The following is a 22821-nucleotide window of genomic DNA, read 5'->3' as shown; positions in this document are numbered from 1 at the left end:
TATTTATGACGGCAGTTATTTGGTTTAAGCAAGACTTACGCTTGCAAGACAACACCGCAGTGGCGCAAGCGTGGCAAAATCATGAGCAAGTGGTGGCGGTGGTAACGGCAACAGAAGCCACTTGGCAACGGCACCATTGGTCGCCCATGAAGCGCGATTTATATCAGCGCCGATTAAATAGCTTAGCGGCTGAACTGGCAGCCTTAGGGGTAGCCTTGCATGTGTTACAGGTGCACACCTACGCTGGGGTGCCCGCTGCGCTTTACAACTTTATGCAACAGCAACAAGCTAAGCATTTATATTTTAATCGCGAGTATCCGCTTGACGAAAAAGTGCGCGATCGCGCTGTTGTAGGTTGGCTTCAACAACATGGTATTCAAAGCCATATAAGCGACGACCTGTTATTAGTTGCACCAGAACAAGTGCAAACAGGGCAGGGCAGCTATTATAAAAAATTTACTCCGTTCTATAAACGCTGGTTAACTGTATTAGCAGAGCAGGGCGTGCCAGCACCCTACCAATTAAACGCGAAAGCCGCTGCACTGCAGCCGCCGGCAATTCATTTGCAAGGCGAAAAACGCGACAGTAGCCAGTGGGCAGCAACCTCCGAAACCATACTACACACCTTCGAATTGTTTTATAACGAGCGTTTACATGGCTATGGTACGGAACGAGACTTTCCAGCCAAGCTTGGCACATCGACGCTGTCGCCTTATTTAGAAAACGGTAGTTTAGGTGTAAGTACCATTGCCCGCCAATTGGCAGCGTTAACGCCCGACTTTCCTTATGGCTTAGAACAAGGGGCGAACACTTGGTTGTCGGAACTGGCTTGGCGCGAATTCTACCAACACCTAATGTGGCATGTGGCGCGTTTAAGCCAAGGGAAAGGCTTTCAGCAAGAAACCGACGCTTACCCATGGACAATAAGCGAAACACGCTTTCAGGCCTGGTGTGAAGGCCGTACCGGCTATCCTATTGTTGACGCAGGCATGCGCGAATTAAATACCACCGGCTGGATGCATAACCGCGTGCGCATGATTGTAGCGAGCTTCCTAGTGAAAGACTTACACCTCGATTGGCGTTTAGGTGAAGCTTATTTTATGCAGCAGTTAGTGGATGGCAGTTTTGCCGCTAATAATGGTGGCTGGCAGTGGAGTGCAGGCACAGGAACCGACGCGGCACCTTATTTTCGAGTGTTTAACCCACAACGGCAAGGTGAGAAATTTGATCCTTCAGGTAGCTATATTCGTAAATGGGTAGACGAATTAAAGCAGGTGCCAGCTAAACACATTCACACACCTTATGGTTGGTTGCAGCAATATGATCGCAGCAATAGCTACCCTAAGCCTATAGTGGACCATGGCACCATGCGCGATACATTTATAACGACCTTTAAGCAGGTGAAAAATGGCTTACTCTAAACAGCTTGAACAGCTAAAAAGTTTTTACGCAGATATGCATAGCAATGACTTTTCAGCGATTGACACACTTTACCACCCGAACATTGTGTTTAAAGACGCTGTTCAGGAAGTGCATGGGCGGGAGCCACTTAAAGCTTATTTTACGCATGGTTTGGGTAATGCCGAACAATGTTTATTTCATTTTGAGCAGGTTAGCCAAATTAATAATAATGCTTTTTTAGTATGGGAAATGCATTTAAAACATCCCAGTATTGGTGGCGGCAAAGAAATTATAGTGCCTGGTGCTAGTTGGGTGCAGTTCGACGCTGATACTAGCTTAATTACCTTGCATCGCGACTTTTGTGATCTTGGCGCAATGGTATATGAACACTTACCTGTGATTGGCTTTTTAGTACGTAAAGTACGCCGCCATTTGGAGCACGCATGAAGGTACTTATTACCGGTGCTACCTCGGGTATAGGCCGGCAGTTGGTTGCAGACTACCTAACTGCAGGTGACACGGTTATAGCCTGTGGTCGGAACCCTGAAAAGCTTGCTGCGCTCGTAGCAGAGTTGGGTACCCATGGGTGTGAACAACGGTTAACAACACTCAGCTTTGATGTTACCAACCATGCAGCCACTATTAATGCATTACAGCCTGTAACAGAAGTTGATTGCGCTATTTTAAATGCAGGGGTTTGTGAATATATCGACCAACCTAGTGACATTACTGGTGCATTGTTTAAGCGGGTGTTCGACGCGAATTATTTTGGTGTGGTGCACTGTATTGAAGGACTGTTGCCACAATTAAAGCCAGGCAGCCGTTTGGTGCTAGTTGACAGTATGGCGCGGCTGTTTCCATTTACCCGCGCAGAAGCCTATGCCTCGAGTAAAGCGGCTGTGCATTACTTATCTAACACCCTCAAAATAGACTTAGCCCCGCAAGGTATTCAGGTAACTTCGGTGTCACCGGGGTTTGTGAAAACGCCTTTAACCGATGTGAATGACTTTGAAATGCCCATGCGAGTGTCTGTTCATGAAGCTTCTCGGGCAATTCGCAGTGGTATTGCCAAAGGTAAGCAACAAATATATTTCCCACGTTTATTTGGCTGGGTGCTGCGGATGTTAAATAAATTGCCGTTGGCTTGGCAAATAACGTTATCGAAACGAATGAAAAAGGACACCTAATGCGCGTTGCTATTATTGGTACAGGCATTGCTGGCCTAACGGCTGCACATTTATTGAACACCAAGCACGAGGTGCAGGTATTTGAAAAGAACCAGGTTATTGGTGGCCATACGGCAACGGTAGATGTTGAGTTGGATGGTAAAAAATACAGCATCGACACGGGCTTTATTGTGTTTAACGACCGCACTTATCCGCTGTTTAGGGCGTTAATGCGTGGTTTAGGTGTGCAATGGCAAGACACGGAAATGAGCTTTAGTGTGAAAAATTCAATTACAGGCTTGGAGTATAATGGCCATAGCCTAACCACCTTGTTCGCTCAGCGGCGCAACTTCTTCAAACCCAGCTTTTATAAGTTTTTAGCCGAAATAGTGCGTTTTAACAACAAAGCAAAACTTACTTTTGAGCATTCCGTTGCCAACAACACGCCGCTAGATGACATATCGCTTGGTGAATTTGTGCAAGAATTAAAACTGAGTGATATGTTTAAAAACAATTACTTATTTCCCATGTGTGCGGCAATTTGGTCGGCAAGCTTGCAGGAAACAACCCAGTTTCCTTTGGGCTTTTTCTTACGTTTTTTTATGAATCATGGTTTGCTCAATATTCAAGATCGTCCCCAATGGGCTGTTATTAAAGGCGGTTCACGGCAGTATTTAGGCCCTTTAACCAAGCCGTTTGCCGATAAAATACATACCAACACCAGTATTCAAGGCGTATATAGGAACACAGAAGGTGCCGTATTACGCTTTGCCAACGGTACAGAACAGCAGTTTGAACATGTGGTGTTTGCCTGCCATAGCGACGAAGCATTAGCTTTATTAGATGACCCCACCGCAGCAGAACAAAAAGTGCTGGGTGGCATACCTTACCAAGCCAATGAGGTGGTGTTGCATACGGACGTGTCGCAGTTGCCTGTGCGCCGCGCGGCTTGGGCAAGTTGGAATTACTTGCTGTCTGCGGAGCAAAATAGTCATACCTTGCCAACGAGCCTAACGTATAACATGAATATACTACAGGGGTTACCGCTGCCAAAAGCTAATACACCTGAGCCAGTGTTTTGTGTGACTTTAAACAACACCAAAGCAATTGCTAAAAGTAAAATATTAAGACAATTTACTTATCACCACCCAGTGTATTCTGTGGCCTCATTTGCAGCTCGAAAACAACGCCAACACATATGTGGTTTGCAAGCAACGCATTTCTGTGGTGCCTATTGGTATAACGGTTTTCATGAAGATGGAGTACGAAGCGCCAATGATTTAGCAGAGCGCTTTGGCGTAGCAGCCATAAAGCCGGAAGCTCAGGATTTACCCCAATATGGATAAATCCAACAGTATGATTATGCACAGCGCCATTTATTGGGGTAGTGTGCGGCACCGTCGCTTTGTGCCTAAAACTCATCAATTTAATTATAAGTTAATGCAGTGGAGTTTAGCGCTTGATGAGTTAGACCAAGTGAATAAGCTAACTCACTGGTTAAGTACCACAGAACAATGGGCACCCTTGCAGTTTAAACCTAGCGACTATTTGCCGGGCTTTTATAACCCCAATACTGAAACCCTAGCCGCAGCGGCAGTGCGCAAAATGAATGACCTAAGCAACCAAACCCTGCAAGGAAAAGTGTTTTTTTTAGGTAATATTCGCACTTGGGGGCTTTTTTTTAGTCCCCTAAACTGTTACTTCCTGCAAAACAAGCAAGGCAACTATACCCACATGCTTGCCGAAGTAAGCAATACGCCGTGGAATAAACGCCATTATTATTTGGTTTGTTTAACCGCGTTAAATGAACAAGGTCGTATTCCTAATACTGAAAAAAACTTTCATGTGTCGCCCTTCAATCCAATGGAAATGGAGTATGAATGGCGTATTCGTGGCCCAGAAAAACATGCCTTAGTGCATATAGGGGCTCGCCGTAAACAACTAGAATTTGATGCCACCATGACTTTAACGCGAACAGCATTAAACCGTTCTGAGGTATTTCGCGTATTAAGAAAACATCCAGTAATGACGTTGAAAATTGTCGCTGGAATATATTGGCAAGCAGTGCTGTTGTTTATAAAAAAAGTACCGTTTTATGGGTACCGCAAGAATAGGAATGATGTATGACCCAAATGCCTCAGAACCAGTCTATAGCCACTTTACATATTGTACCTTCAGTGGCTCAACGATTAGCGCGAATAGCTTTATTTAAAGTTTTGTCGCACTTGAATTTTGGTTACTTAACCATGTTTGAACAGGGGCAGCTGGTCGGCAGCTTTGGTGATCCAAAAGCTAATATAAAAGCACGTATCGATGTACTGAACCCTAAAACCTATACCCGGTTTTTATTTCAAGGTGACATTGGTGCTGGCGAGGCTTTTATTCAACAGGAATGGACCAGCCCCAATGTAACCAATGTTATTCGTGTGTTTGCAATGAATATCAGTGCTTTAGATAAAATAGAACGCCGCTTTGCTTGGTTAAGTTGGCCGCTACATATGTTGGGGCATATACGTCGTAATAATAGCAAGCAGCAAGCGAAGCAAAACATTGCTGAACATTACGACTTAGGCAATGAATTGTATTCCCGCTTTCTTGATCCACTGATGCAATATTCGAGTGCTGTCTACCCAGTAGCAGGGGCATCTTTACAGGCAGGGCAAGAGCATAAACTGCACCGGCTGTGTCAAATGCTCGAGTTAACTGAACATGATCACCTGATAGAAATTGGTACTGGCTGGGGTGGGTTAGCTATTTTTGCCGCCACTCACTATGGCTGCCAAGTAACCACTACCACTATTTCTGAAGAGCAATACGCTTACGCAACAACGCAGGTAAAAATGCATGGGTTGGAAAATAAAGTCACTTTGCTAAAACAAGATTACCGCGACTTAACCGGCACATTTGACAAGTTAATTTCAGTGGAAATGATAGAAGCGGTGGGAGCGAAGTACTTACCGCAGTTCTTTAAGCAATGTGCTCGCTTATTGAAACCTGATGGGCGCATGGTGCTGCAGTCGATTACTATTGCGGATCAGCGCATGAAGTCGTACAACCGCAATGTTGATTTTATTCAGCGCTATGTTTTTCCTGGTGGTTATTTGCCTTCAGTAGAACTTATTGCCCAGATGTTTCGTAAACATACAGACATGAGTTTACGCCAACTGGACGATATAGGACTGCATTACGCAGACACTTTAAAAGATTGGAGAAAGGCATTTAATAACCGAAAAAATGAATTAGTACCTTTTGGTTACGATCAAAAATTCAACCGATTTTGGAATTATTACTTGAGCTATTGCGAGGGTGCGTTTCGAGAGCGTTCGGTAAGTACCGTGCAACTAATGGCGACAAAATCACAATGCAAAACATCTTTAAAGAACTTTCAGCTCAGCGCTTAATTCATGTTGTTTTATTTGATGTGGTTTGGTTTTTAGCCGTTTGGGGGCGAGCCGACTTTATTGGGTTAACAGGTGTATTGGTGGTGGTGCTCTATGCAGTGAACTGGCGGCATTTGGTGCAACAGCTTAAGGCCTTAGTGTTATTTGTTTTAACAGGGTTAGTAGCTGAATTAACATTGGTGTATGCAGGAGTATTGAAATTTTCCGGCACTGACTATTTGCCCTTGTGGTTAGTGGTGCTATGGCTTGGTTTTGCTGCTACCGCTTTTACCAGCATGGACTGGATGGCAAGACGCTACGGCTTAGCATTACTGTTCGGGCTGGTGTTTGGGCCTATCACTTATTTAGCTGGTGTTCGCTTTGATGCGGCAGAACTGTTGGTGAGTAAGCTGGTAATGGTAAGTGCTTATGGCTTTGTTTGGGCAGTATTAATGCTGATGTTTGCTCGGCTGGTAACTTTTTATAGAGCTAAGGAACAGGGAATAAATAATGCTTAAAACCACTTTAGCTGTTTTATGGCTTACGCTGGTAATATTATTTTTGACTCTTGCGCAAGGAAAAGCAGCAACTGAGCTTTCACAGTGCCATAAAATTGCTGGCACACAACTACAAACTGTAGGCAAAACCCGTGTTCAAGTGCTTTTTTTTAAAGTATACGACGCTTATTTGAGAACAAATACGGGACACTACCCAGAGTACACCAGCCTGCAGCTTGAGCTGAATTATTTACGCGCTATTAAAGCAGCTGATTTATTAAAGGCCACCGCAGACGAATGGGAAAAGCAAGGTTTTCCGGTTACCTACCAAAGCGAGCAATGGTTGCAGCAATTACATGCTTTATGGCCTGATGTGAAGACCAACGATTGTTTAATAGCAGAACATATTAAAGGTCATGGTGTTACTTTTTACACTGCAGAAGGCTTACTAGGTACGGTTCAAAACGAGCAGTTTGCAGACCAGTTTTTAGCCATTTGGCTGTCACCAGAGTCGAGCTTTCAACGCAATCGTAATGAACTTGTTGGCCGCTAAGACTTCTGTGCAACATATTCCAAACATTTAAAGGAAATAAAATGAATGCATTAAGCCGTAAAGTTGGCAACACCATGATTGCTTTAACAAGCTGGTTGCTATTAGTTGGTTGCTCCGCGCAAATAAATGATTACCAAGGTAATAAGCCAGTGCTTAAATTGGAAGAGTTTTTTAACGGCAGCTTAGTAGCGCATGGTGTTGTGCAGGATAGAAAAGGTATTGTTACTCAACGTTTTCGAGTTGCTATACAAGGGAGTTGGAAGGAAGGTGCGCAGGGTGTTTTGCATGGAGAGTTGTATGAGAAATTCTATTGGGACGATGGCCGCGAGCAAACACGCACTTGGCTAATTGATAAAATAGGGGAGAACGAATACCAAGGCCGAGCGGAAGACGTAAAGGGAGTAGCAAATGGCGTAACGGCTGGTAATGCTTTGTACTGGGCTTACCAACTAGAGGTGCCCTGGGGCGAAGGTAGTATCGCCATTACCTTAGACGACTGGATGTTCTTATTAGACTCCCAGCGGCTAATGAACAGAACAAAAATGACCAAGTTTGGCTTTAAGGTTGGCGAAATTACTATATATATGGAACGCATGAATCGCTAGCATAAGGTATAATGGTTACCTTTAGTTTTACGGCTTTAAGCCGATAAAGACAGCATGTACATTAAGAAGGTGGCTTAAGCGTATGGTTTCGCACGTTAGCTTTGTTTATAATGACCCAGATATTTTGGGGCAAACGGTTTTTATAAAACGTGGCGAGCACCAAGGTAAACTTGGGCTGGTAAAACGTGTAATTGATGATGAAGAATACCAAGTGTCGGGCGGAGACTTTGGTGAAAACATGGTTAGCTTTAAGCGTAAAGAATTTATTGTTTATCGCTACCGTAAAATAAAAATGCGCCCGGAAAGGCATCGATGGTAAACCCAGCCAAAGGCTGGGTTTTGTGTTTTAAGGCCCAATAAAGCGCCTAATTACCTGCTTGTTGGAAGCCGCGCGGTAAGCGATTTTGAATATGGGTTTGTTCTAAACGCTGCTGCCATAGTTCTTTGGCGCTTAAACCGCCGGCACTATGAGTGACATTTACCACTGCTTCGGCAGAAACTGCTGGCGTGGTTTTAGCACTAGGCTTAACAACTGGTTTAGCTTTAGTGGCTGCTGGCGCTGCTTCTGCCTTGCCCGAATTTAGTTCAGCGGTCCATTCGGCTAATTTAGCTAGGCGCATGTTCTTGCTGCCTTCAACACTATACCAACCACTACTTTCTTCGACGTTCGGCGCTGTTCCGTGTGCTACTTTATAAGCATCGGAAAACTCGCTGAGAACTTTCTCTTTATCTAGTTTGCTCATTGGGTAATTCCTGTGTGATACCATTAGGTTGTCTAATTTTATACATGTTTTTGTCTATTCTGTCTAATCAACCGGGGGAAGGGTATATGCACCGCGATCAGCTTATGTTGCAATTAAACAGTTGGCTTGAGCCAGCAGCAGTACAAGACTACTGCCCAAATGGCTTACAAGTAGAAGGCAGTGCCACCATTGCTAAAGTAGTAACTGGGGTAACCGCCAGCCAAGCTTTGATCGACCAAGCCATAGCGGTGGGTGCCGACACTTTATTGGTACACCATGGTTACTTTTGGAAGGGCGAACACGAGCCTATTACAGGTATGAAGCGACGCCGCATTAAAGCCTTGTTAGCAGCCAATATAAATTTAGTGGCGTACCACTTACCACTTGATGTGCACCCTGAATTTGGTAATAACGTTGAATTAATCAAGCTAATAAATGGCGGTAATAGCCAGCAGCCAATTTACCCGGTAGAAAGCGTTGCTCCGCGGGGCGTACTTATGCTGTCGCAGCTTAACGAGCCCTGTACAGGTAATGAGTTAGCCGCGCGGCTAGAAACCTTATTAGCACGGCCGTTAACAGCGTCGGTACAAAATGCCACAACTATTCAGCGTATAGCGGTTTGTACCGGGGGCGGGCAAGGTTTTATTGAAGCCGCACTAACAGCAGGGGCCGATGCTTTTATTACCGGTGAAGTGTCGGAGCAAACCATTCATGTAGCGCGCGAATGTGGCATTCAATTTTTTGCCGCAGGGCACCATGCTACGGAGCGTTACGGCATTAAAGCGCTGGGCAATAAACTAGCCGCAGAATGTGGTTTAGACGTGCAGTTTATAGATATTGATAACCCCGCATGAAGGACCGTATATTTACCCATGACTCGGCTAAATTTGCCAAAAACATTTATGCCACCCGTAAAGGCCGTATTCGTGAGGCGGTATTAAAGCAAGACTTAGCGCCTTTGTTGGCGCTGCCAGCAGGCTTAACCGTGCTCGATGCTGGGGCAGGGCTGGGCCAAGTGAACCAGTGGTTTGCCGAAGCAGGGCAGAAGGTACTGCACTTAGACGGCGCCGCCGACATGGTGCATGAAGCGCAGTTAAGGCATCAGGCAGCTGGGGTAGCGGCACAATATGAATATAGGGTTGCCACCTTACAGTCGTTAGCGGCAGAGCCGGCGGTATACGACATTGTGTGTTGCCATGCAGTACTTGAATGGTTAACCGACCCCTATACAGCACTACGAATTCTTAACGACAAGGTAGCGCCTGGGGGGTGGTTGTCGCTCATGTTTTATAATCGCTCGGCCAAGCGTATGGCAAATATGGTGTATGGCAACCATGACTATGTGGCAGCAGACTTAAAGGTTAAAAAGAAAGTGCGGTTAAGCCCGCAGCAGCCATTAGATATTGCACAAGTAAAAAATTGGTTGAGTCAATTTCCTTTAACCTTGGCTTACCATAGTGGTATACGTTGTTTTAATGATTACTTAAAAGAGCCAGCCCGAGCAGATGAAGCACAGCTCATTGAGTTGGAACTAAAATACCGGCGCACTGAACCTTACCGTAGTTTAGGGCGCTACCAACATTTCATTTTAAGGAAGGACTAGCGGAATGACACAACGAGTTGCATTTATTGGTATGGGCGTAATGGGGTTTCCGATGGCGGGGCACCTACAGCGTAAAGGGTTCGATGTGTGTGTATATAACCGAACTGCAGCGGTGGCCGAGCGTTGGTGTCAAACCTATTCAGGCAGTGCTGCCTTTACGCCCAAGCAGGCTGCTGAAGGCGCTGATATTGTTTTTGTATGTGTAGGTAACGATGAGGACGTTCGTAGCGTTGTGTACGGTGCAGAAGGTGTTTTAGCCGGCATGAAGGCTGGTAGTATCTTGGTTGATCACACCACTGCGTCGGCAAAGCTGGCTCGCGAGCTTGAAGAACAGTGCCAAGAGCATGACATTGGCTTTATGGACGCGCCCGTGTCGGGCGGTCAAGCGGGTGCTGAAAATGGCGTGTTAACGGTTATGGTAGGGGGTGAACAAGCGCTATTACAGCAAATACAACCTGCCTTCGACTGTTATGCAAAATATGTGGGTTGGCAAGGCCCCGCGGGTAGCGGTCAACTGGCTAAAATGGTAAACCAAATATGCATTGCTGGGGTGGTTCAAGGTTTGGCTGAAGGCATGCAATTTATTGCTCAGGCGGGCTTAGACCCAGAACGGGTTATTCAAGCTATTTCCCAGGGGGCCGCCGGTAGTTGGCAAATGTCGAACCGTTGGCAAACCATGGCGGAAGGTCATTACGAGTTTGGTTTTGCGGTTGACTGGATGCGCAAAGACTTACAATTAACTTTAGAAGAAGCGAATAGAAATGGCAGCCGCTTGCCATTAACCGCCATGATTGATCAGTTTTATGGCGACGTGCAAGCGAAGGGTGGCTCGCGCTGGGACACTTCGTCGTTACTTACTCGTTTTATTGAACCAAAAGCAAGTAAGTAATTTAAAGTAAAAAACAAAAACCCGCTTTCACAGCGGGTTTTTTATTACCAATTAAAGCACAAATAGTGTTTAGCGAATACCTAAACGACGGAGTGCTTGTGTGGTGTAGTCGGTACGGCGAGCTTTAAGATCAAAGTTCATATAAACACTTTCTTCGTTAGCTAAGCCAAGAGCTACATAACGACCGTTGTTTAAGTCGTATAGGGCTTCTGCTGCCATCCACGGCACATCGTAGGCATAGAATTGGGCATTGTAGGCTTCACCCACACGCCATAATTCGCCACGGCTGTCGTAATGGTCAATAACAGATGCGGTCCACGAGTCTTCGTCGATAAAGAAGTTACGCTTGGCATAAATATGGCGTTCGCCGTCTTTCAATGTGCCTTCAACTTCCCATACGCGGTGTAATTCATAGCGTAGGTATTCAGGGTTCATGTGGCCGGCAAGTAAAATGTCGTTATAACGCAGGTCGGTACTCATCATGCCGTAGCTGTTGTACGGAATGTACATTTCTTTTTTGCCAACCAGCTTCCAGTTGTACTTGTCGGGTGCACCGTTAAACATGTCGAGACCGTCTGAGGTACGTAAACCGTCTGACGCTGTACCTGGTCCGTCGTAGGCTACGTTAGGCGCTCGACGTACACGACGCTGGCCCGCGTTATAAATCCATGCCCGACGACCTTCTTTCACTTGGTCAATGGTGTCATGCACTAATAGCACGGTACCGGTTAAGCGTGCTGGCGCTAATACTTGCTGTAAGAAGTAGAACAAAATATTGTTGTCGGCTTGCTCGTCGCGGCCGCCTTCTAAATATTCTGGCCATACTAAGTGTTCTTTTAAACGGACCATTTCAAAACTGCCGTTTGCTTGTACTGGAAACTGACCAATAGTACGTTCCACAGCACCACCACGGTAACGGGTGAGATGGTTCCAAATAACTTCAATGCCACTGCTTGGAATAGGGAATGGAATAACATTAGAGAAGTTATTTAAGCCACTACCGCCCTCAACTAAAGTGGTGTTAACGGCGTTTTGAGCGATAATATTGTATAACTCTTGCGGGTAGGCTGCGGTACGATGGGTTTTGTAAACTGGCATGGCCCAGGTATCGTAGCGTTCAAACATAGCAATTTGACCAGGCGACAGTTGGTCGCGGTACTGATCAAGGTTTGCACGGGTAATGGTAAAAAGTGGCTTTTCGTCGGCAAACGGGTCTTTTGGACGGTTAGTATCCTCTCCTGGACGCGACAAGCCACCGTCCCAAGCTGGGATTGTGCCACTGGCATTACCTGCACGCTCCGCACCTAAGGGTGTTAGGTCGGTGCCTAGACGAGCAGCTTCTTCTGGAGTTACAGCAGCTTGTACGCTTACTGAAAGCAGAGAGAGCGCTATAATCCCTGCACTAAACATCATTTTTTTCATTGTCGTTGTCCTTAGTTCATGTGCGTTCTTATAAAATTGCCCACCAATACGGTGTTGGTAGACATTATTAAGGGTTAAGCTACACCAAAACAATCAAAAATAAAATATCGTAGCCCAAATTCAGCAATTCATATTTTATAATTATGACTAAATTTAGTTTAAGGGTTTTCAAACACCTGTTAGATTACACTCTAATGAGTTATAACCTAGGTCGCAATGACAAACAATCCTTGTTTATCTTATAGGCCATTACGTTTGGAGTTTTACCATGAGCAGGATAGCGTTAGCAGCTGCACTATTGTTTGCTGGGTTTGGTGTGGGTGCTGGGTTTAGCGCTTACGCACAACAGCCGTATGACCCAATTTACACCCCGGCGTCGAAAGCTGTGCGTGCAGAACAAGCCGCTTTAGTTGGCTTTGACCAGTTCAAAGACACTTATATAACCACGGGTGTATTTGGCACTGTGCTAATGCGGCATGGTACAAGTGACTGGCAGCAAATGGATATACCCACTTCGGTGTTACTTACCAGTGTAGATATTATCGATGACGATTATATTTGGGCGGCTGGCCATGACGGAGTGCTTCTACAAAGTACCGACGGAGGCCAAACTTGGCAACATAGGCTCGATGGCACAGAGCTATTGAATATGGAGTACCCATGGCTGCAGGCACGAATTGCGGAAATTGAAGCCGAAATTGACAGCTTAGAAGACGCCGACGAAATTGACGAGCTTGAGTTTACCTTGGAAGAGCTTGGTTTTCTTATGCAAGGCTTAGACATACAGTTTGAAGTTGGGCCAACCAAACCATTTCTTGATGTACTTTTTCTTGACCGCTCTACCGGTTTTGCTTTAGCCGCTTATGGCACGTTATTAAAAACCATTAATGGTGGCGATAGTTGGCAAATTTTAAACGATAGAATTGATAACCCTGCGGGTTACCATTTAAATAAGTTGCTTGTTACCGACGACAACATCTTGTTTCTATTAGGTGAATATGGTTTGTTAAGCCGCAGCGACGACTTGGGCGAAAGCTGGGATGCCTTAGACACACCATACGACGGTTCGTTTTTTGGCGGTGTGATTGATCAGTCCGGTCAGTTGTGGATTTTTGGTTTGCGTGGCAACGTATTTAAATCAGCTGATAATGGCGAATCGTTTCATGCCGTGAATGTACCTACGCGGTACAACTTAAATAATGGCACCGTACTGGGCGATGGGCGGCTGGTATTTGTTGGCCAGTCGGGCGTTATTGTTGTTATTGAGCCAAGCACAGAACAAGCTGTGGTGTATAGTCATGAAAGTAGCGTACCTTTGATGGGTGTTCGTCAAGGGGCGGGAAATGAACTTATTCTAGTTGGCCGCTCAGGGCTACAGAGCTTTATCATTCCCAATGGTTCAACTGGAATAAAAGGGTAATTAGGCATGCAAGATACGGCTAGCGTTGTAAACGCTAAAATACCATTAATGGAGCGGGCGCTATTTGGTGCTCGCACGGCTTGGTTAATTGTTTTTGTAGGTATTACAGCATTTCTGCTGTACCACGCGGCTCAGGTTCGGCCTGATGCCAGCTTTACTAAAATGATTCCGAGTAATCATGAGTTTGTGCAAAACTATTTTAAGTACGGTGAAGACCTAGCCAGTTTAGGTAACGCTGTACGAGTGTCGGTTGAAACCACCGATGGCACTATTTTTAATGCCGATTACCAAGAAACATTGCGGTTAATTACCGACGAGCTGAACTATATTCCGGGCGTAAATCGGTCAGGTATTCGTTCAATGTGGACACCAAATGTGCGCTGGTCGGAAGTTACTGAACAGGGGTTTGTGGGCGGGCCAGTTATTCCTGATAGCTACGATGCCTCGGAAGAAAGCCTAGAACAGTTACGCCAAAACGTGCTGCGGTCAGGCGAAGTAGGCAACTTAGTAGCGAATAACTTTCGTTCGGCGCTTATTTATGTGCCTTTGAATGAAATAGATCCGGAAACCGGCGCACAGCTTGACTATCACCAGTTCAGCCTTAACTTAGAGCAAAAAATTCGCGCTAAGTACCAAACCGACAATATTAATATTCAAATTGTTGGCTTTGCCAAAGTAGTGGGCGACTTAATTGATGGCGCACTGCAAGTGGGGGTGTTTTTCGTCTTAGCGATGCTAATTACCTTTGTGATGCTTTACGGTTATAGCCGTTGTGTACGCAGTTCGCTAATGGTGTTGCTGTGTTCGATTATTGCGGTGGTGTGGCAGCTAGGCATTATCAACCTTATTGGTAGCGGTATTAACCCGTATTCCATGCTGGTGCCGTTCTTGGTGTTTGCTATCGGGGTAAGCCACGGGGTGCAAATTATAACGGCAGTCATGGCCTACCGTGTTGAAGGTGCCGACAAGTTACAAGCGTCGCGGTTGGCGTTTCGTAGCTTATACATTGCCGGCTTAACCGCCTTGGCAAGTGACGCCATTGGCTTTACCACGCTCATGGTAATTGATATTCAAGTGATCAAAGAATTGGCCATTGCGGCCAGTATTGGTGTGGCGGTAATTGTTTTGACCAACCTTGGTTTGCTGCCTATTCTAACCTCGTACCTAGGGGTAAGTAAGTCGGGTGTACGCTACCTTGAAGCAAGCCAGAAAAAAGAACATAAGGTATTAAGGTGGTTTGAAAACTTTACCACGGCGCGCTGGGCTAAAGGCGCCGTAGCTATTGCTGTGGTTATGGCTGCTTTTGGGCTATGGCAAGGTCAGGCGTTACAAATCGGCGACTTAGACAGTGGCGCCCCCGAATTACGTGCTGATTCGCGCTATAACCTTGATAATGCCTTTATGGTGGAAAACTATAGTGCTAGCACCGATATTTTTGTGGTGATGGCAGAAACAGCCCCAGGCCAGTGTATTGCATGGGAAAATATGGCGCTAATGGACAGATTCCAATGGTATATGGAAAACGTGCCAGGGGTGCAAACCACACGCTCAATTACCTATGTGTCGAAATTAGGCATGGCGGGTATAAATGAAGGTAACTTGAAGTGGTACAGCATAAACCGCGACAACTTTGTTTTGAATGCGTCTATTTCACAAGCGCCTTCAGGATTAATTAATCGCGACTGCAGTATGGCCCCAATGATTATTTACTTGAATGATCATAAAGCCGACACCTTAAATAGGGTGGTAGAAGAAGTACGGGCCTTTAGCTTGCAGTTCCCTAGCGAAGGGCTTGATTTCTTATTGGCGTCGGGCAACTCGGGTATTGAAGCGGCTACCAATATTGTGATTGAAGAAGCCCAGTTCAAAATGTTGGTATGGGTATATGGGGTCGTTATTGCACTTTGTTTAATTACCTTTAGAAGCATTCGTACGGTTATTTGTATTGTGCTGCCGCTCATGTTCACCACCATTATGAGCCAAGCGCTAATGGCGTGGTTAGGTATAGGTATTAAAGTTGCTACCTTACCGGTTATTGCTCTAGGGGTTGGTATTGGGGTCGACTATGGTATTTATATTTACAGCAAAATGCGTGAAGCATTAGCAGCCAATATGAGCCTAACGGAAAGCTATAGCTATGCCTTGTCGAAAACAGGTAAAGCCGTGGCCTTTACTGGCTTAACCTTAGCCATTGGGGTGGCAACATGGATGTGGTCGCCAATTAAGTTCCAAGCCGATATGGGCTTGTTGCTTACCTTTATGTTTATTTGGAATATGCTTGGTGCAATGATTTTAATTCCAGCCTTGGCCTACTTGTTCAAGGTAGGTCGAAAAGACAAGCAAACAGTACCTGTTATGTAAATTGTAGTTTTACCGACTACATAAAAAATGCCGCAGCTTTTCAGTCTGCGGCATTTTTGTTGGTGTTGCAGTTGCAGTTGCTATTAAAGTTGGCTAACCCATTCGTATAGGTCTTTTAACACACTCATTTTGGCTGGGTTGTCGGCCACAGATTCAGCAGCATGTTCCAAAGCTAAAATAAACTCAGGCAGGCTTAAATAGCCAGGCGAGCCAAACTCTAAGCGGTTTTGGCAATGGTAGCGCCATTGCTCTAATTCGCTTTGGCTAAGGGTTTGTGGGTAATTACGGGCGCGATAACGAAATAATAGCTCATCAAAACGTGGGTCGTCGAAGTTAAAACTATGGGCGCTCAGCTGCATTGGGTCCATGCTACGAATCATGGTCATGTGCGACTGCGATTGTCGGCTAATTAAGCCACCGCTGTATAAAGCCAAGTCTACGTCGACGCTTTCGTTGTCATCGGGTGCATCTGTTGTCAGTGCATCAATAAATAGTTGGCGGCTACTGGGATTAGCCTGAAGCCAAGCCGTATGTTGCTCTGCATTAGCCTGGTGCTGACCAAATTCAGCAGCCCGAGCTGGGCTAAGGGTTTGTCGTGGGGCTAAAAAAGGCGACTGATTGATGGCTATTCTCACTAAGCCAGGACGCTCTTCTTGGCTTACCCCAGCGGCATATAAAGCGTCGCGTAGTTCGTCGGCGGTTTTATGTTGCCACTGCTCGGGGTTAAGGTCTAAACGCCAAGCAATGAGTTGGTTGGGCTGTTCTGGATGAAAACCTAAGGGCAACACCCAGCGACAGTAGCCATTGGCCACGCCATAAAGGCCCGACACATGAACAATAGGGGTTAAGTTAAGTAGAGCGTCGTTAATTAACGGCAACAAAGCCGCTTTACGACGCTTGCTAAAGGCCCATTTAAACAGTTTGGGCTGCTGTTCCTTAATTAACCGTGCCAGTGCGATAGTGGCATAAACATCGGACATGGCGTCGTGGGCTTTGCCGTGCTCAAGGTTGTTAGCCTTAGTAAGTAATTCAAGTTTCAGGCTAATAGCGCCTTCGCTATTCCTAGGCCATACTATACCTTCTGGGCGCAAGGCGTAGCAGGCGCGTACTAGTTCAAGCAAGTCCCAGCGCGAATTGTTATTTGCCCAAGTATGAGCATACGGGTCGATAAAATTGCGGTAAAATAGGAAGCGCGTCATTTCGTCGTCGTAGCGAATGTTATTATATCCAACGCCAACGGTACCTGGTTGGGAAAGTTCGGCGGCAATTTTACCGGCAAATTCGGTTTCTATGTGGCCGTCGCGTTGGCACTGCTGGGGCGTAATACCGGTAATAAGGCAGGCTTCGGGGTGGGGTAAGTAATCCGGCGACGGCTGGCAAAAAAGATTGACAGGCTTACCTATAATTTCAAGGTTTTCGTTGGTGCGAATACCAGCGAACTGGGTAGGGCGGTCGGCGCGTGGATTAACCCCACCGGCTTCATAGTCGTGCCAGAAAAAAGTAATATTGGTCATATACACTACTAAAGCTGAGTAAATGGATGCCTTTAGAATAGCATTGGAACATACTCAGATGCGAGGTGCTGTATACTAAGCCTAACAAGAGAAAAATTTGTTGATGGAGAAATGTATGCGAATGAAACGTTTGATGTTAGCAACTATGGTTGCGGTAGGCCTTGTGGGCTGTACTGAAGAAGCACCGAAGACCCATGCGGAGCGACCTATTGCCATAGCGATTCATGGCGGCGCGGGAACCATTACCCGTGAAAATATGAGCCCAGAGCGTGAAGTGTTGTTTCGTCAGGCACTAACTTACGCCACAGAAGCAGGTTACGCCGTACTAGAAGACGGGGGTAGCTCGGTAGACGCTGTACAAGCGGCTATTCAAATGATGGAAGAAAGCCCTTTATTTAATGCCGGCCGTGGAGCGGTGTACACCTATGAAGGGCGCCATGAGTTAGACGCTTCGATAATGCTTGGTGCCACAGGTGAAGCCGGGGCGGTGGCAGGAGTAGGCAATATTAGAAGCCCAATTGCCGCTGCCCGAGCCGTTATGGAGCAGTCGCGTCATGTTATGTTAAGTGGTAGTGGGGCGGAAGAATTTGCTCGTTATGTGGGGCTGGAACAAGTAAGCAACACTTACTTTAATACCACAGAGCGATATGAACAACTGCAACAAGCGCTAGAAAGGTTACGCGCGCGTGAAGCTACCGGTGATCAAATTGCCTTTGAGCAAAGCTGGGAGCCTGCCTTTAATATGGGTACCGTAGGTGCAGTGGCCCTCGACAGCCATGGTAACTTAGCGGCGGGCACTTCTACCGGCGGCATGACAGCGAAACGTTGGGGGCGTATTGGCGACGCACCAGTTATTGGTGCCGGTACTTGGGCCGACAATGAAAGTTGTGCGGTGTCGGCCACTGGCCATGGCGAATACTTTATTCGTTTTCATGTGGCCGCCGACATTTGTAGCCGAGTGAAGTATCAAGGAAAGTCGATTGCTGAAGCGGGTAACGAAGTTATTCATAATGTATTGTTACCAGCAGGTGGTACCGGCGGGGTAATTATTGTTGATAATAAAGGCAATATTAGCATGCCATTTAACACTGAAGGTATGTACCGAGCGTCGAAGTCGAATAGCACCGAATTAAGTGTTGGTATTTATGGCCCAGAGCAGCAATAACAGGGCTGCTCGCATTTATTAAAGTGGTTATTGTAGTGCTTGCCACGCCTGGCCAAGCTAGCGTGGCAAGATGCAAATACCGCCGCTTAGTTATTTTTGCTAAACTAACTGCCTCTTTCAGATTGTGCCTTACGCATGTAGCAAGTTGTAGCGAGTTGTAGCGAGTATATGAAGCAGATATTTAGTTTATTACCTGAATGCCGAAGTCGCGATCGCTTTTCTTTGCAGCAACGGCTGCGCCGATTGCAACAACAAACAACCCCCGAACAATTGGATAAAATTAAAGCCGATATTGCCAAGTCGCAGGCTTGGGTTAATGAACGCCGTGGCCGCATTCCTACCATTCACTTTCCTGAAGAACTTCCTGTTAGCCAAGAACAAGAGCTTATTCAAGCCACCATCGCGGCCAACCAAGTAACAGTGCTAGCAGGCGAAACCGGATCGGGTAAAACGACTCAGTTACCGAAAATGCTACTTGCTATGGGCTATGGTGCTGCTGGAGTTATTGGTCATACGCAGCCTCGCCGATTAGCGGCTCGGTCAGTGGCTGCCCGTATTCAAGAAGAACTCGGTCCAGCTGCGCAAGCTATTGTTTCTTATAAAATAAGGTTTCAAGACCAGTCGAGTGACCAAACGTCAATAAAATTAATGACCGACGGTATACTGCTGGCTGAACTGCAACACGACCCGTTTTTAAGTGACTACGAAGTGATCATTATTGATGAGGCTCACGAGCGTAGCTTAAATATCGACTTCTTGCTGGGTGTGTTGCACAAACTACTTGTAAAGCGTCCCGATTTAAAACTAATTATTACCTCGGCCACTATTGAAACCGAACGCTTTTCGGCACACTTCAACAATGCTCCCGTAATAGAAGTAAGTGGCCGTACTTACCCAGTAACGGTACGTTATCAGCCCATTTCTGAAGATGGCGAACAAGACTTACACCAAGGTGTGATAGACGCTGCGGAGTCGTTAGTACGAGAAGGGCCCGGCGATATTCTGGTGTTTTTAAGTGGCGAACGGGAAATACGCGACCTAGCCGATAGTTTAAACGACGCCTTTAACAGCACCGCAGCAAACTTAGAAATAGTGCCATTATATGCTCGACTTTCGGCCCAAGAGCAAAACCGCGTGTTTCAACCCCATGGCGGGCGGCGTATTGTACTGGCTACTAACGTGGCAGAAACCTCGCTAACGGTGCCACGAATTCGCTACGTAATCGACACTGGGTTAGCCCGTATTAGTCGTTACAGTTACCGCACCAAAGTACAACGCTTGCCAGTAGAGCCTATTTCACAAGCCAGTGCCAACCAACGGGCAGGGCGTTGTGGGCGGCTAGGCCCTGGTATTTGTATTCGCTTGTATGCGGAAGACGACTTTTTAAATAGACCAGAATTTACTGATCCGGAAATATTGCGCACCAACTTAGCGTCCGTTATTTTGCAAATGGCAAGCTTAAAGTTGGGTGACATTCGCCGTTTTCCATTTTTGCAGCGCCCCGACGAACGCTTTATTAACGACGGCATGAAACTGCTGGAAGAATTGCAAGCGCTCAGACCACAAAGAGGCAGAAACCGGAAACAGCTAGAGTTAACCCCATTGGGGCGTCAGCTAGGTCGGTTGCCGATCGATCCTCGTTTAGGTGCCATGGTGCTCGCCAGTGAGCATTTGCACTGTGCCCGCGAAGTGTTAGTGATTGTAGCGGCGTTAAGTATTCAAGACCCCCGCGAACGGCCTCATGACAAACAACAGCGTGCCGACGAGCTACATAAACGGTTTAGTGTTACCAGTTCAGACTTTTTAAGTTTTTTAAAACTGTGGGAATACTTACAAACAATTCAAAAAGAAGGCAGCGCTAGCCAATTTCGTAAGCGCTGTAAGAAAGAATTTATTCATTACCTACGGGTGCGTGAATGGCAAGACGTATATACCCAATTGCGCCACAGCGTTCGTGAGCTAGGAATTCCATTAAGCGACGAGCCAGGTGCTGAAGACCATATTCATCAGGCCATGCTAACGGGGCTATTGTCGCAAATTGGTACCCGTGATGAAAAACATGAATACATGGGGGCAAGGCAAACTCGATTTTTTATTTTTCCTGGGTCAGGGGTGTTTAAAGCCAAACCAAAGTGGCTGATGGCCGCAGAGCTGGTAGAAACGTCGCGCTTATATGCTCGCTATGTGGCAGAAATTAAGCCGGAATGGGTTGAGCAAGTTGGTGCCCATTTGCTGCGGAAAAGCTATAACGAACCGCGTTATTCAAAACGCCAAGGGGCAGTGGTTGCCACCGAGCAAGTGACCTTGTTTGGCTTACTAATTGTTGCTGGCCGTCGGGTACAGTACGGGCGTATTGACCCCATAGTGTCGCGTGAATTATTTATTCGGCAGGCGTTGGTGGCCGGTGAAATAAACAAAGCACCGCAATTTGTAGCGGTAAACCAGCAATTAATTGACAGCATTCAAGATTTAGAAGCGAAGTCGCGTCGGCGGGACATTTTAGTAGACGAAGAAGCCCTGTATGCGGCCTATGAGCGGGTGCTCGACGAGTCGATTGTCGACGATCGCAGCCTAAACTATTGGTGGCGTAAGGCCTCTGCTGCGCAACAACAGCAGCTATTGTTTCAACGCGACGACTTAATGGCCCAAAGTGCAGAACATGTTACCGACCAGCTTTACCCCGACGAATGGCAGCAGGGCAATTTGCGTTTACCGCTAGACTATGTATTTGAGCCAAGCCAAGTTGACGACGGGGTAAACATTGATATTCCATTAGTGGCCTTAAGCCAAGTACAAGACGTTGACTTTGACTGGCAGGTGCCTGCTTTGCGTCATGAATTAGTAACGGCTTGGATACGCAGCCTGCCAAAGCGTTGGCGCCGTAATTTTGTACCCGCGCCCGACTATGCCCAAGCCTTGCTAGATGCCATGACACCATTTAAAGAGCCACTACGTGAAGCCATGACCCGCGAGTTAAGAAGGATGTCGGGCTTAACAGTGCCAGCAGAGGCTTGGGACGAAGCCTTGGTACCGGAACACTTACGAATTAACTTCCGCGTGCGCGATGAAAACAACAAAATAGTGCAACAGGGCCGTAGCTTGAGTCAATTACAGCAGCGCATGAAAGGCCAGGTACAAGAAGTAATTACGGAAACCGCCGGCGATGACGTGGAGCAAGCAGGCTTAACCGACTGGTCGTTTGGCGACTTACCCAAGCCAGTGGAGCGTAGCCAAGGTCGGTTTGCGATTAAAGCCTACCCAGCGCTGGCCGATGAAGGCAAATCGGTGGCTATACGAGTGTTTGACCAAGCGGAAGAAGCTGAGCGGGCTCATAGTAAAGGCTTACGGCGCTTGGTGTATTTACAAGTAACTTCACCATTAAAGTACTTGCAACAAGCGTTGCCTGCGAAAAGCAAGTTGGCCATGTACTTTAACCCTTGGGGCCGAGTGGAAGCACTCATTGACGATTGTGTGATGGCAGCTATTGATCAGCTTATTGCAGGACGGCCAGTAAACAATGAAGCCGACTTTAGAGCTTTAGTGAGCCATGTACGGGCCGAGTTAAACGACAGCACACTAGCAATTGTAGAGCAAGTGGAACGTTGCTTGCTGTTAAGCCACGATATTAATAAAGGCTTAAAAGGTAAAGTAGACTTGCGCTTGGTGCAGTCGTACAACGACATAAAAAAACATTTAAGTAGCCTTATTTATCCGGGCTTTGTAACTGGCCTTGGGGTGGCACGCTTAGCCGACTTAGAGCGTTATTTAAAAGCTATTGCCTACCGCTTAGATAAGTTGCCAGTAGATCCGAATAAAGATCGGTTGCGGGTAATACAAGTAGAAAAAGTTGAAGCCCAGTGGCAGGCTTTGTGCAAACAAATACCTGAATATAAAGAGCAACCAGAACAACTGGCGGCTTTTCGTTGGCATTTAGAAGAGTTTCGGGTGTCGTTATTTGCACAAGTGCTAGGTACGGCTTTCCCCGTGTCTGAGCAACGCTTGCAGCGACAGTTAACGGAAATTAAGAAAAGTTTAGGGTTATAAATATTTGTCAAAGAAAACCCTGCCTTGGCAGGGTTTTATGGTATCAACTTCATTCAAC

20 protein-coding genes are annotated in these 22821 nt (G+C 46.4%); 17 read left to right on the top strand and 3 right to left on the bottom strand.

Translation table 11 applies throughout. The annotated features are described in order from the left end of the window. The first annotated feature begins 5 nt into the window (after positions 1 to 5). The 10 genes from M1L23_RS05280 to M1L23_RS05235 all read left to right on the top strand — a co-directional run bounded on the left by M1L23_RS05280 (position 6) and on the right by M1L23_RS05235 (position 7921). The gene (locus M1L23_RS05280; RefSeq protein ID WP_252626064.1) at positions 6 to 1421 is read left to right on the top strand and encodes a cryptochrome/photolyase family protein; all 1416 of its coding nucleotides are present in this window, start codon (positions 6 to 8) and stop codon (positions 1419 to 1421) included. Then, positions 1408 to 1848, top strand: a complete 441-nt coding sequence (locus M1L23_RS05275) for a nuclear transport factor 2 family protein (protein WP_252626063.1) — start codon at positions 1408 to 1410, stop codon at positions 1846 to 1848. Before M1L23_RS05280 ends, M1L23_RS05275 begins: the two co-directional genes overlap by 14 nt. Next, positions 1845 to 2588: an SDR family NAD(P)-dependent oxidoreductase gene (locus tag M1L23_RS05270; RefSeq protein ID WP_252626062.1), complete on the top strand. Its 744-nt coding sequence runs from the start codon at positions 1845 to 1847 to the stop codon at positions 2586 to 2588. The genes M1L23_RS05275 and M1L23_RS05270 overlap by 4 nt, the downstream gene beginning before the upstream one ends. Further along, complete coding sequence (locus M1L23_RS05265) at positions 2588 to 3913, top strand: NAD(P)/FAD-dependent oxidoreductase (RefSeq protein WP_252626061.1); 1326 nt, start codon at positions 2588 to 2590, stop codon at positions 3911 to 3913. Before M1L23_RS05270 ends, M1L23_RS05265 begins: the two co-directional genes overlap by 1 nt. After that, a complete protein-coding gene (locus tag M1L23_RS05260) occupies positions 3906 to 4694 on the top strand; it encodes a DUF1365 domain-containing protein (protein WP_252626060.1) in 789 nt (262 codons plus the stop codon). Before M1L23_RS05265 ends, M1L23_RS05260 begins: the two co-directional genes overlap by 8 nt. Positions 4695 to 4699: 5 nt before the next feature. Then, positions 4700 to 5968, top strand: coding sequence for a class I SAM-dependent methyltransferase (locus tag M1L23_RS05255; protein WP_252626170.1), 1269 nt, complete (start codon positions 4700 to 4702; stop codon positions 5966 to 5968). Further along, positions 5929 to 6465: a DUF2878 domain-containing protein gene (locus M1L23_RS05250; protein WP_252626059.1), complete on the top strand. Its 537-nt coding sequence runs from the start codon at positions 5929 to 5931 to the stop codon at positions 6463 to 6465. The genes M1L23_RS05255 and M1L23_RS05250 overlap by 40 nt, the downstream gene beginning before the upstream one ends. Then, positions 6458 to 6997 (top strand): chalcone isomerase family protein, encoded by a 540-nt coding sequence (locus M1L23_RS05245; RefSeq protein WP_252626058.1) that lies wholly within the window; start codon positions 6458 to 6460, stop codon positions 6995 to 6997. Before M1L23_RS05250 ends, M1L23_RS05245 begins: the two co-directional genes overlap by 8 nt. Before the next feature lie 41 nt (positions 6998 to 7038). Beyond that, positions 7039 to 7602 (top strand): DUF3833 domain-containing protein, encoded by a 564-nt coding sequence (locus M1L23_RS05240; RefSeq protein ID WP_252626057.1) that lies wholly within the window; start codon positions 7039 to 7041, stop codon positions 7600 to 7602. An 82-nt stretch (positions 7603 to 7684) separates the two neighbouring features. Then, positions 7685 to 7921 (top strand): DUF3912 family protein, encoded by a 237-nt coding sequence (locus tag M1L23_RS05235; RefSeq protein WP_252626056.1) that lies wholly within the window; start codon positions 7685 to 7687, stop codon positions 7919 to 7921. Between the two features lie 46 nt (positions 7922 to 7967). Here the strand turns inward: M1L23_RS05235 and M1L23_RS05230 are convergent, their stop codons facing one another. Further along, the gene (locus M1L23_RS05230) at positions 7968 to 8345 is read right to left on the bottom strand and encodes a hypothetical protein (RefSeq protein WP_252626055.1); all 378 of its coding nucleotides are present in this window, start codon (positions 8343 to 8345) and stop codon (positions 7968 to 7970) included. An 86-nt stretch (positions 8346 to 8431) separates the two neighbouring features. Here M1L23_RS05230 and M1L23_RS05225 point away from each other — a divergent pair, with 86 nt between their 5' ends. Genes M1L23_RS05225 through M1L23_RS05215 form a run of 3 tightly spaced genes read left to right on the top strand, consistent with a single transcriptional unit; the run spans position 8432 to position 10837 of the window. Continuing rightward, entirely contained in the window at positions 8432 to 9199 is a 768-nt protein-coding gene (locus M1L23_RS05225; protein WP_252626054.1) for a Nif3-like dinuclear metal center hexameric protein, read from the top strand. Beyond that, on the top strand, positions 9196 to 9948 hold the full coding sequence (locus M1L23_RS05220) for a methyltransferase domain-containing protein (protein ID WP_252626053.1): 753 nt from the start codon (positions 9196 to 9198) through the stop codon (positions 9946 to 9948). The genes M1L23_RS05225 and M1L23_RS05220 overlap by 4 nt, the downstream gene beginning before the upstream one ends. 4 nt (positions 9949 to 9952) lie before the next feature. Then, positions 9953 to 10837: an NAD(P)-dependent oxidoreductase gene (locus M1L23_RS05215; RefSeq protein ID WP_252626052.1), complete on the top strand. Its 885-nt coding sequence runs from the start codon at positions 9953 to 9955 to the stop codon at positions 10835 to 10837. Between the two features lie 69 nt (positions 10838 to 10906). Here the strand turns inward: M1L23_RS05215 and M1L23_RS05210 are convergent, their stop codons facing one another. Further along, the gene (locus M1L23_RS05210; protein WP_252626051.1) at positions 10907 to 12259 is read right to left on the bottom strand and encodes a DUF1329 domain-containing protein; all 1353 of its coding nucleotides are present in this window, start codon (positions 12257 to 12259) and stop codon (positions 10907 to 10909) included. A gap of 268 nt (positions 12260 to 12527) precedes the next feature. Here M1L23_RS05210 and M1L23_RS05205 point away from each other — a divergent pair, with 268 nt between their 5' ends. Then, the gene (locus M1L23_RS05205; protein WP_252626050.1) at positions 12528 to 13679 is read left to right on the top strand and encodes a WD40/YVTN/BNR-like repeat-containing protein; all 1152 of its coding nucleotides are present in this window, start codon (positions 12528 to 12530) and stop codon (positions 13677 to 13679) included. Positions 13680 to 13685: 6 nt separating this feature from the next. Further along, positions 13686 to 16040, top strand: coding sequence for an efflux RND transporter permease subunit (locus tag M1L23_RS05200; protein WP_252626049.1), 2355 nt, complete (start codon positions 13686 to 13688; stop codon positions 16038 to 16040). A gap of 83 nt (positions 16041 to 16123) precedes the next feature. Here M1L23_RS05200 and sbcB read toward each other — a convergent pair whose 3' ends face one another. Further along, complete coding sequence (gene sbcB, locus M1L23_RS05195) at positions 16124 to 17554, bottom strand: exodeoxyribonuclease I (protein ID WP_252626048.1); 1431 nt, start codon at positions 17552 to 17554, stop codon at positions 16124 to 16126. Positions 17555 to 17675: 121 nt separating this feature from the next. Here sbcB and M1L23_RS05190 point away from each other — a divergent pair, with 121 nt between their 5' ends. Both M1L23_RS05190 and hrpA read left to right on the top strand, forming a co-directional pair. Next, the gene (locus M1L23_RS05190; protein ID WP_252626047.1) at positions 17676 to 18719 is read left to right on the top strand and encodes an isoaspartyl peptidase/L-asparaginase family protein; all 1044 of its coding nucleotides are present in this window, start codon (positions 17676 to 17678) and stop codon (positions 18717 to 18719) included. A 168-nt stretch (positions 18720 to 18887) separates the two neighbouring features. Then, a complete protein-coding gene (gene hrpA, locus M1L23_RS05185; RefSeq protein ID WP_252626046.1) occupies positions 18888 to 22763 on the top strand; it encodes an ATP-dependent RNA helicase HrpA in 3876 nt (1291 codons plus the stop codon). The last annotated feature ends 58 nt before the right edge of the window (positions 22764 to 22821 follow it).

The sequence above is a fragment of the Aliidiomarina quisquiliarum genome (assembly GCF_023922585.1).
GTDB classification, from domain to species: Bacteria; Pseudomonadota; Gammaproteobacteria; order Enterobacterales; family Alteromonadaceae; genus Aliidiomarina; species Aliidiomarina quisquiliarum.
This window is presented reverse-complemented; position numbering and strand designations above follow the sequence as displayed.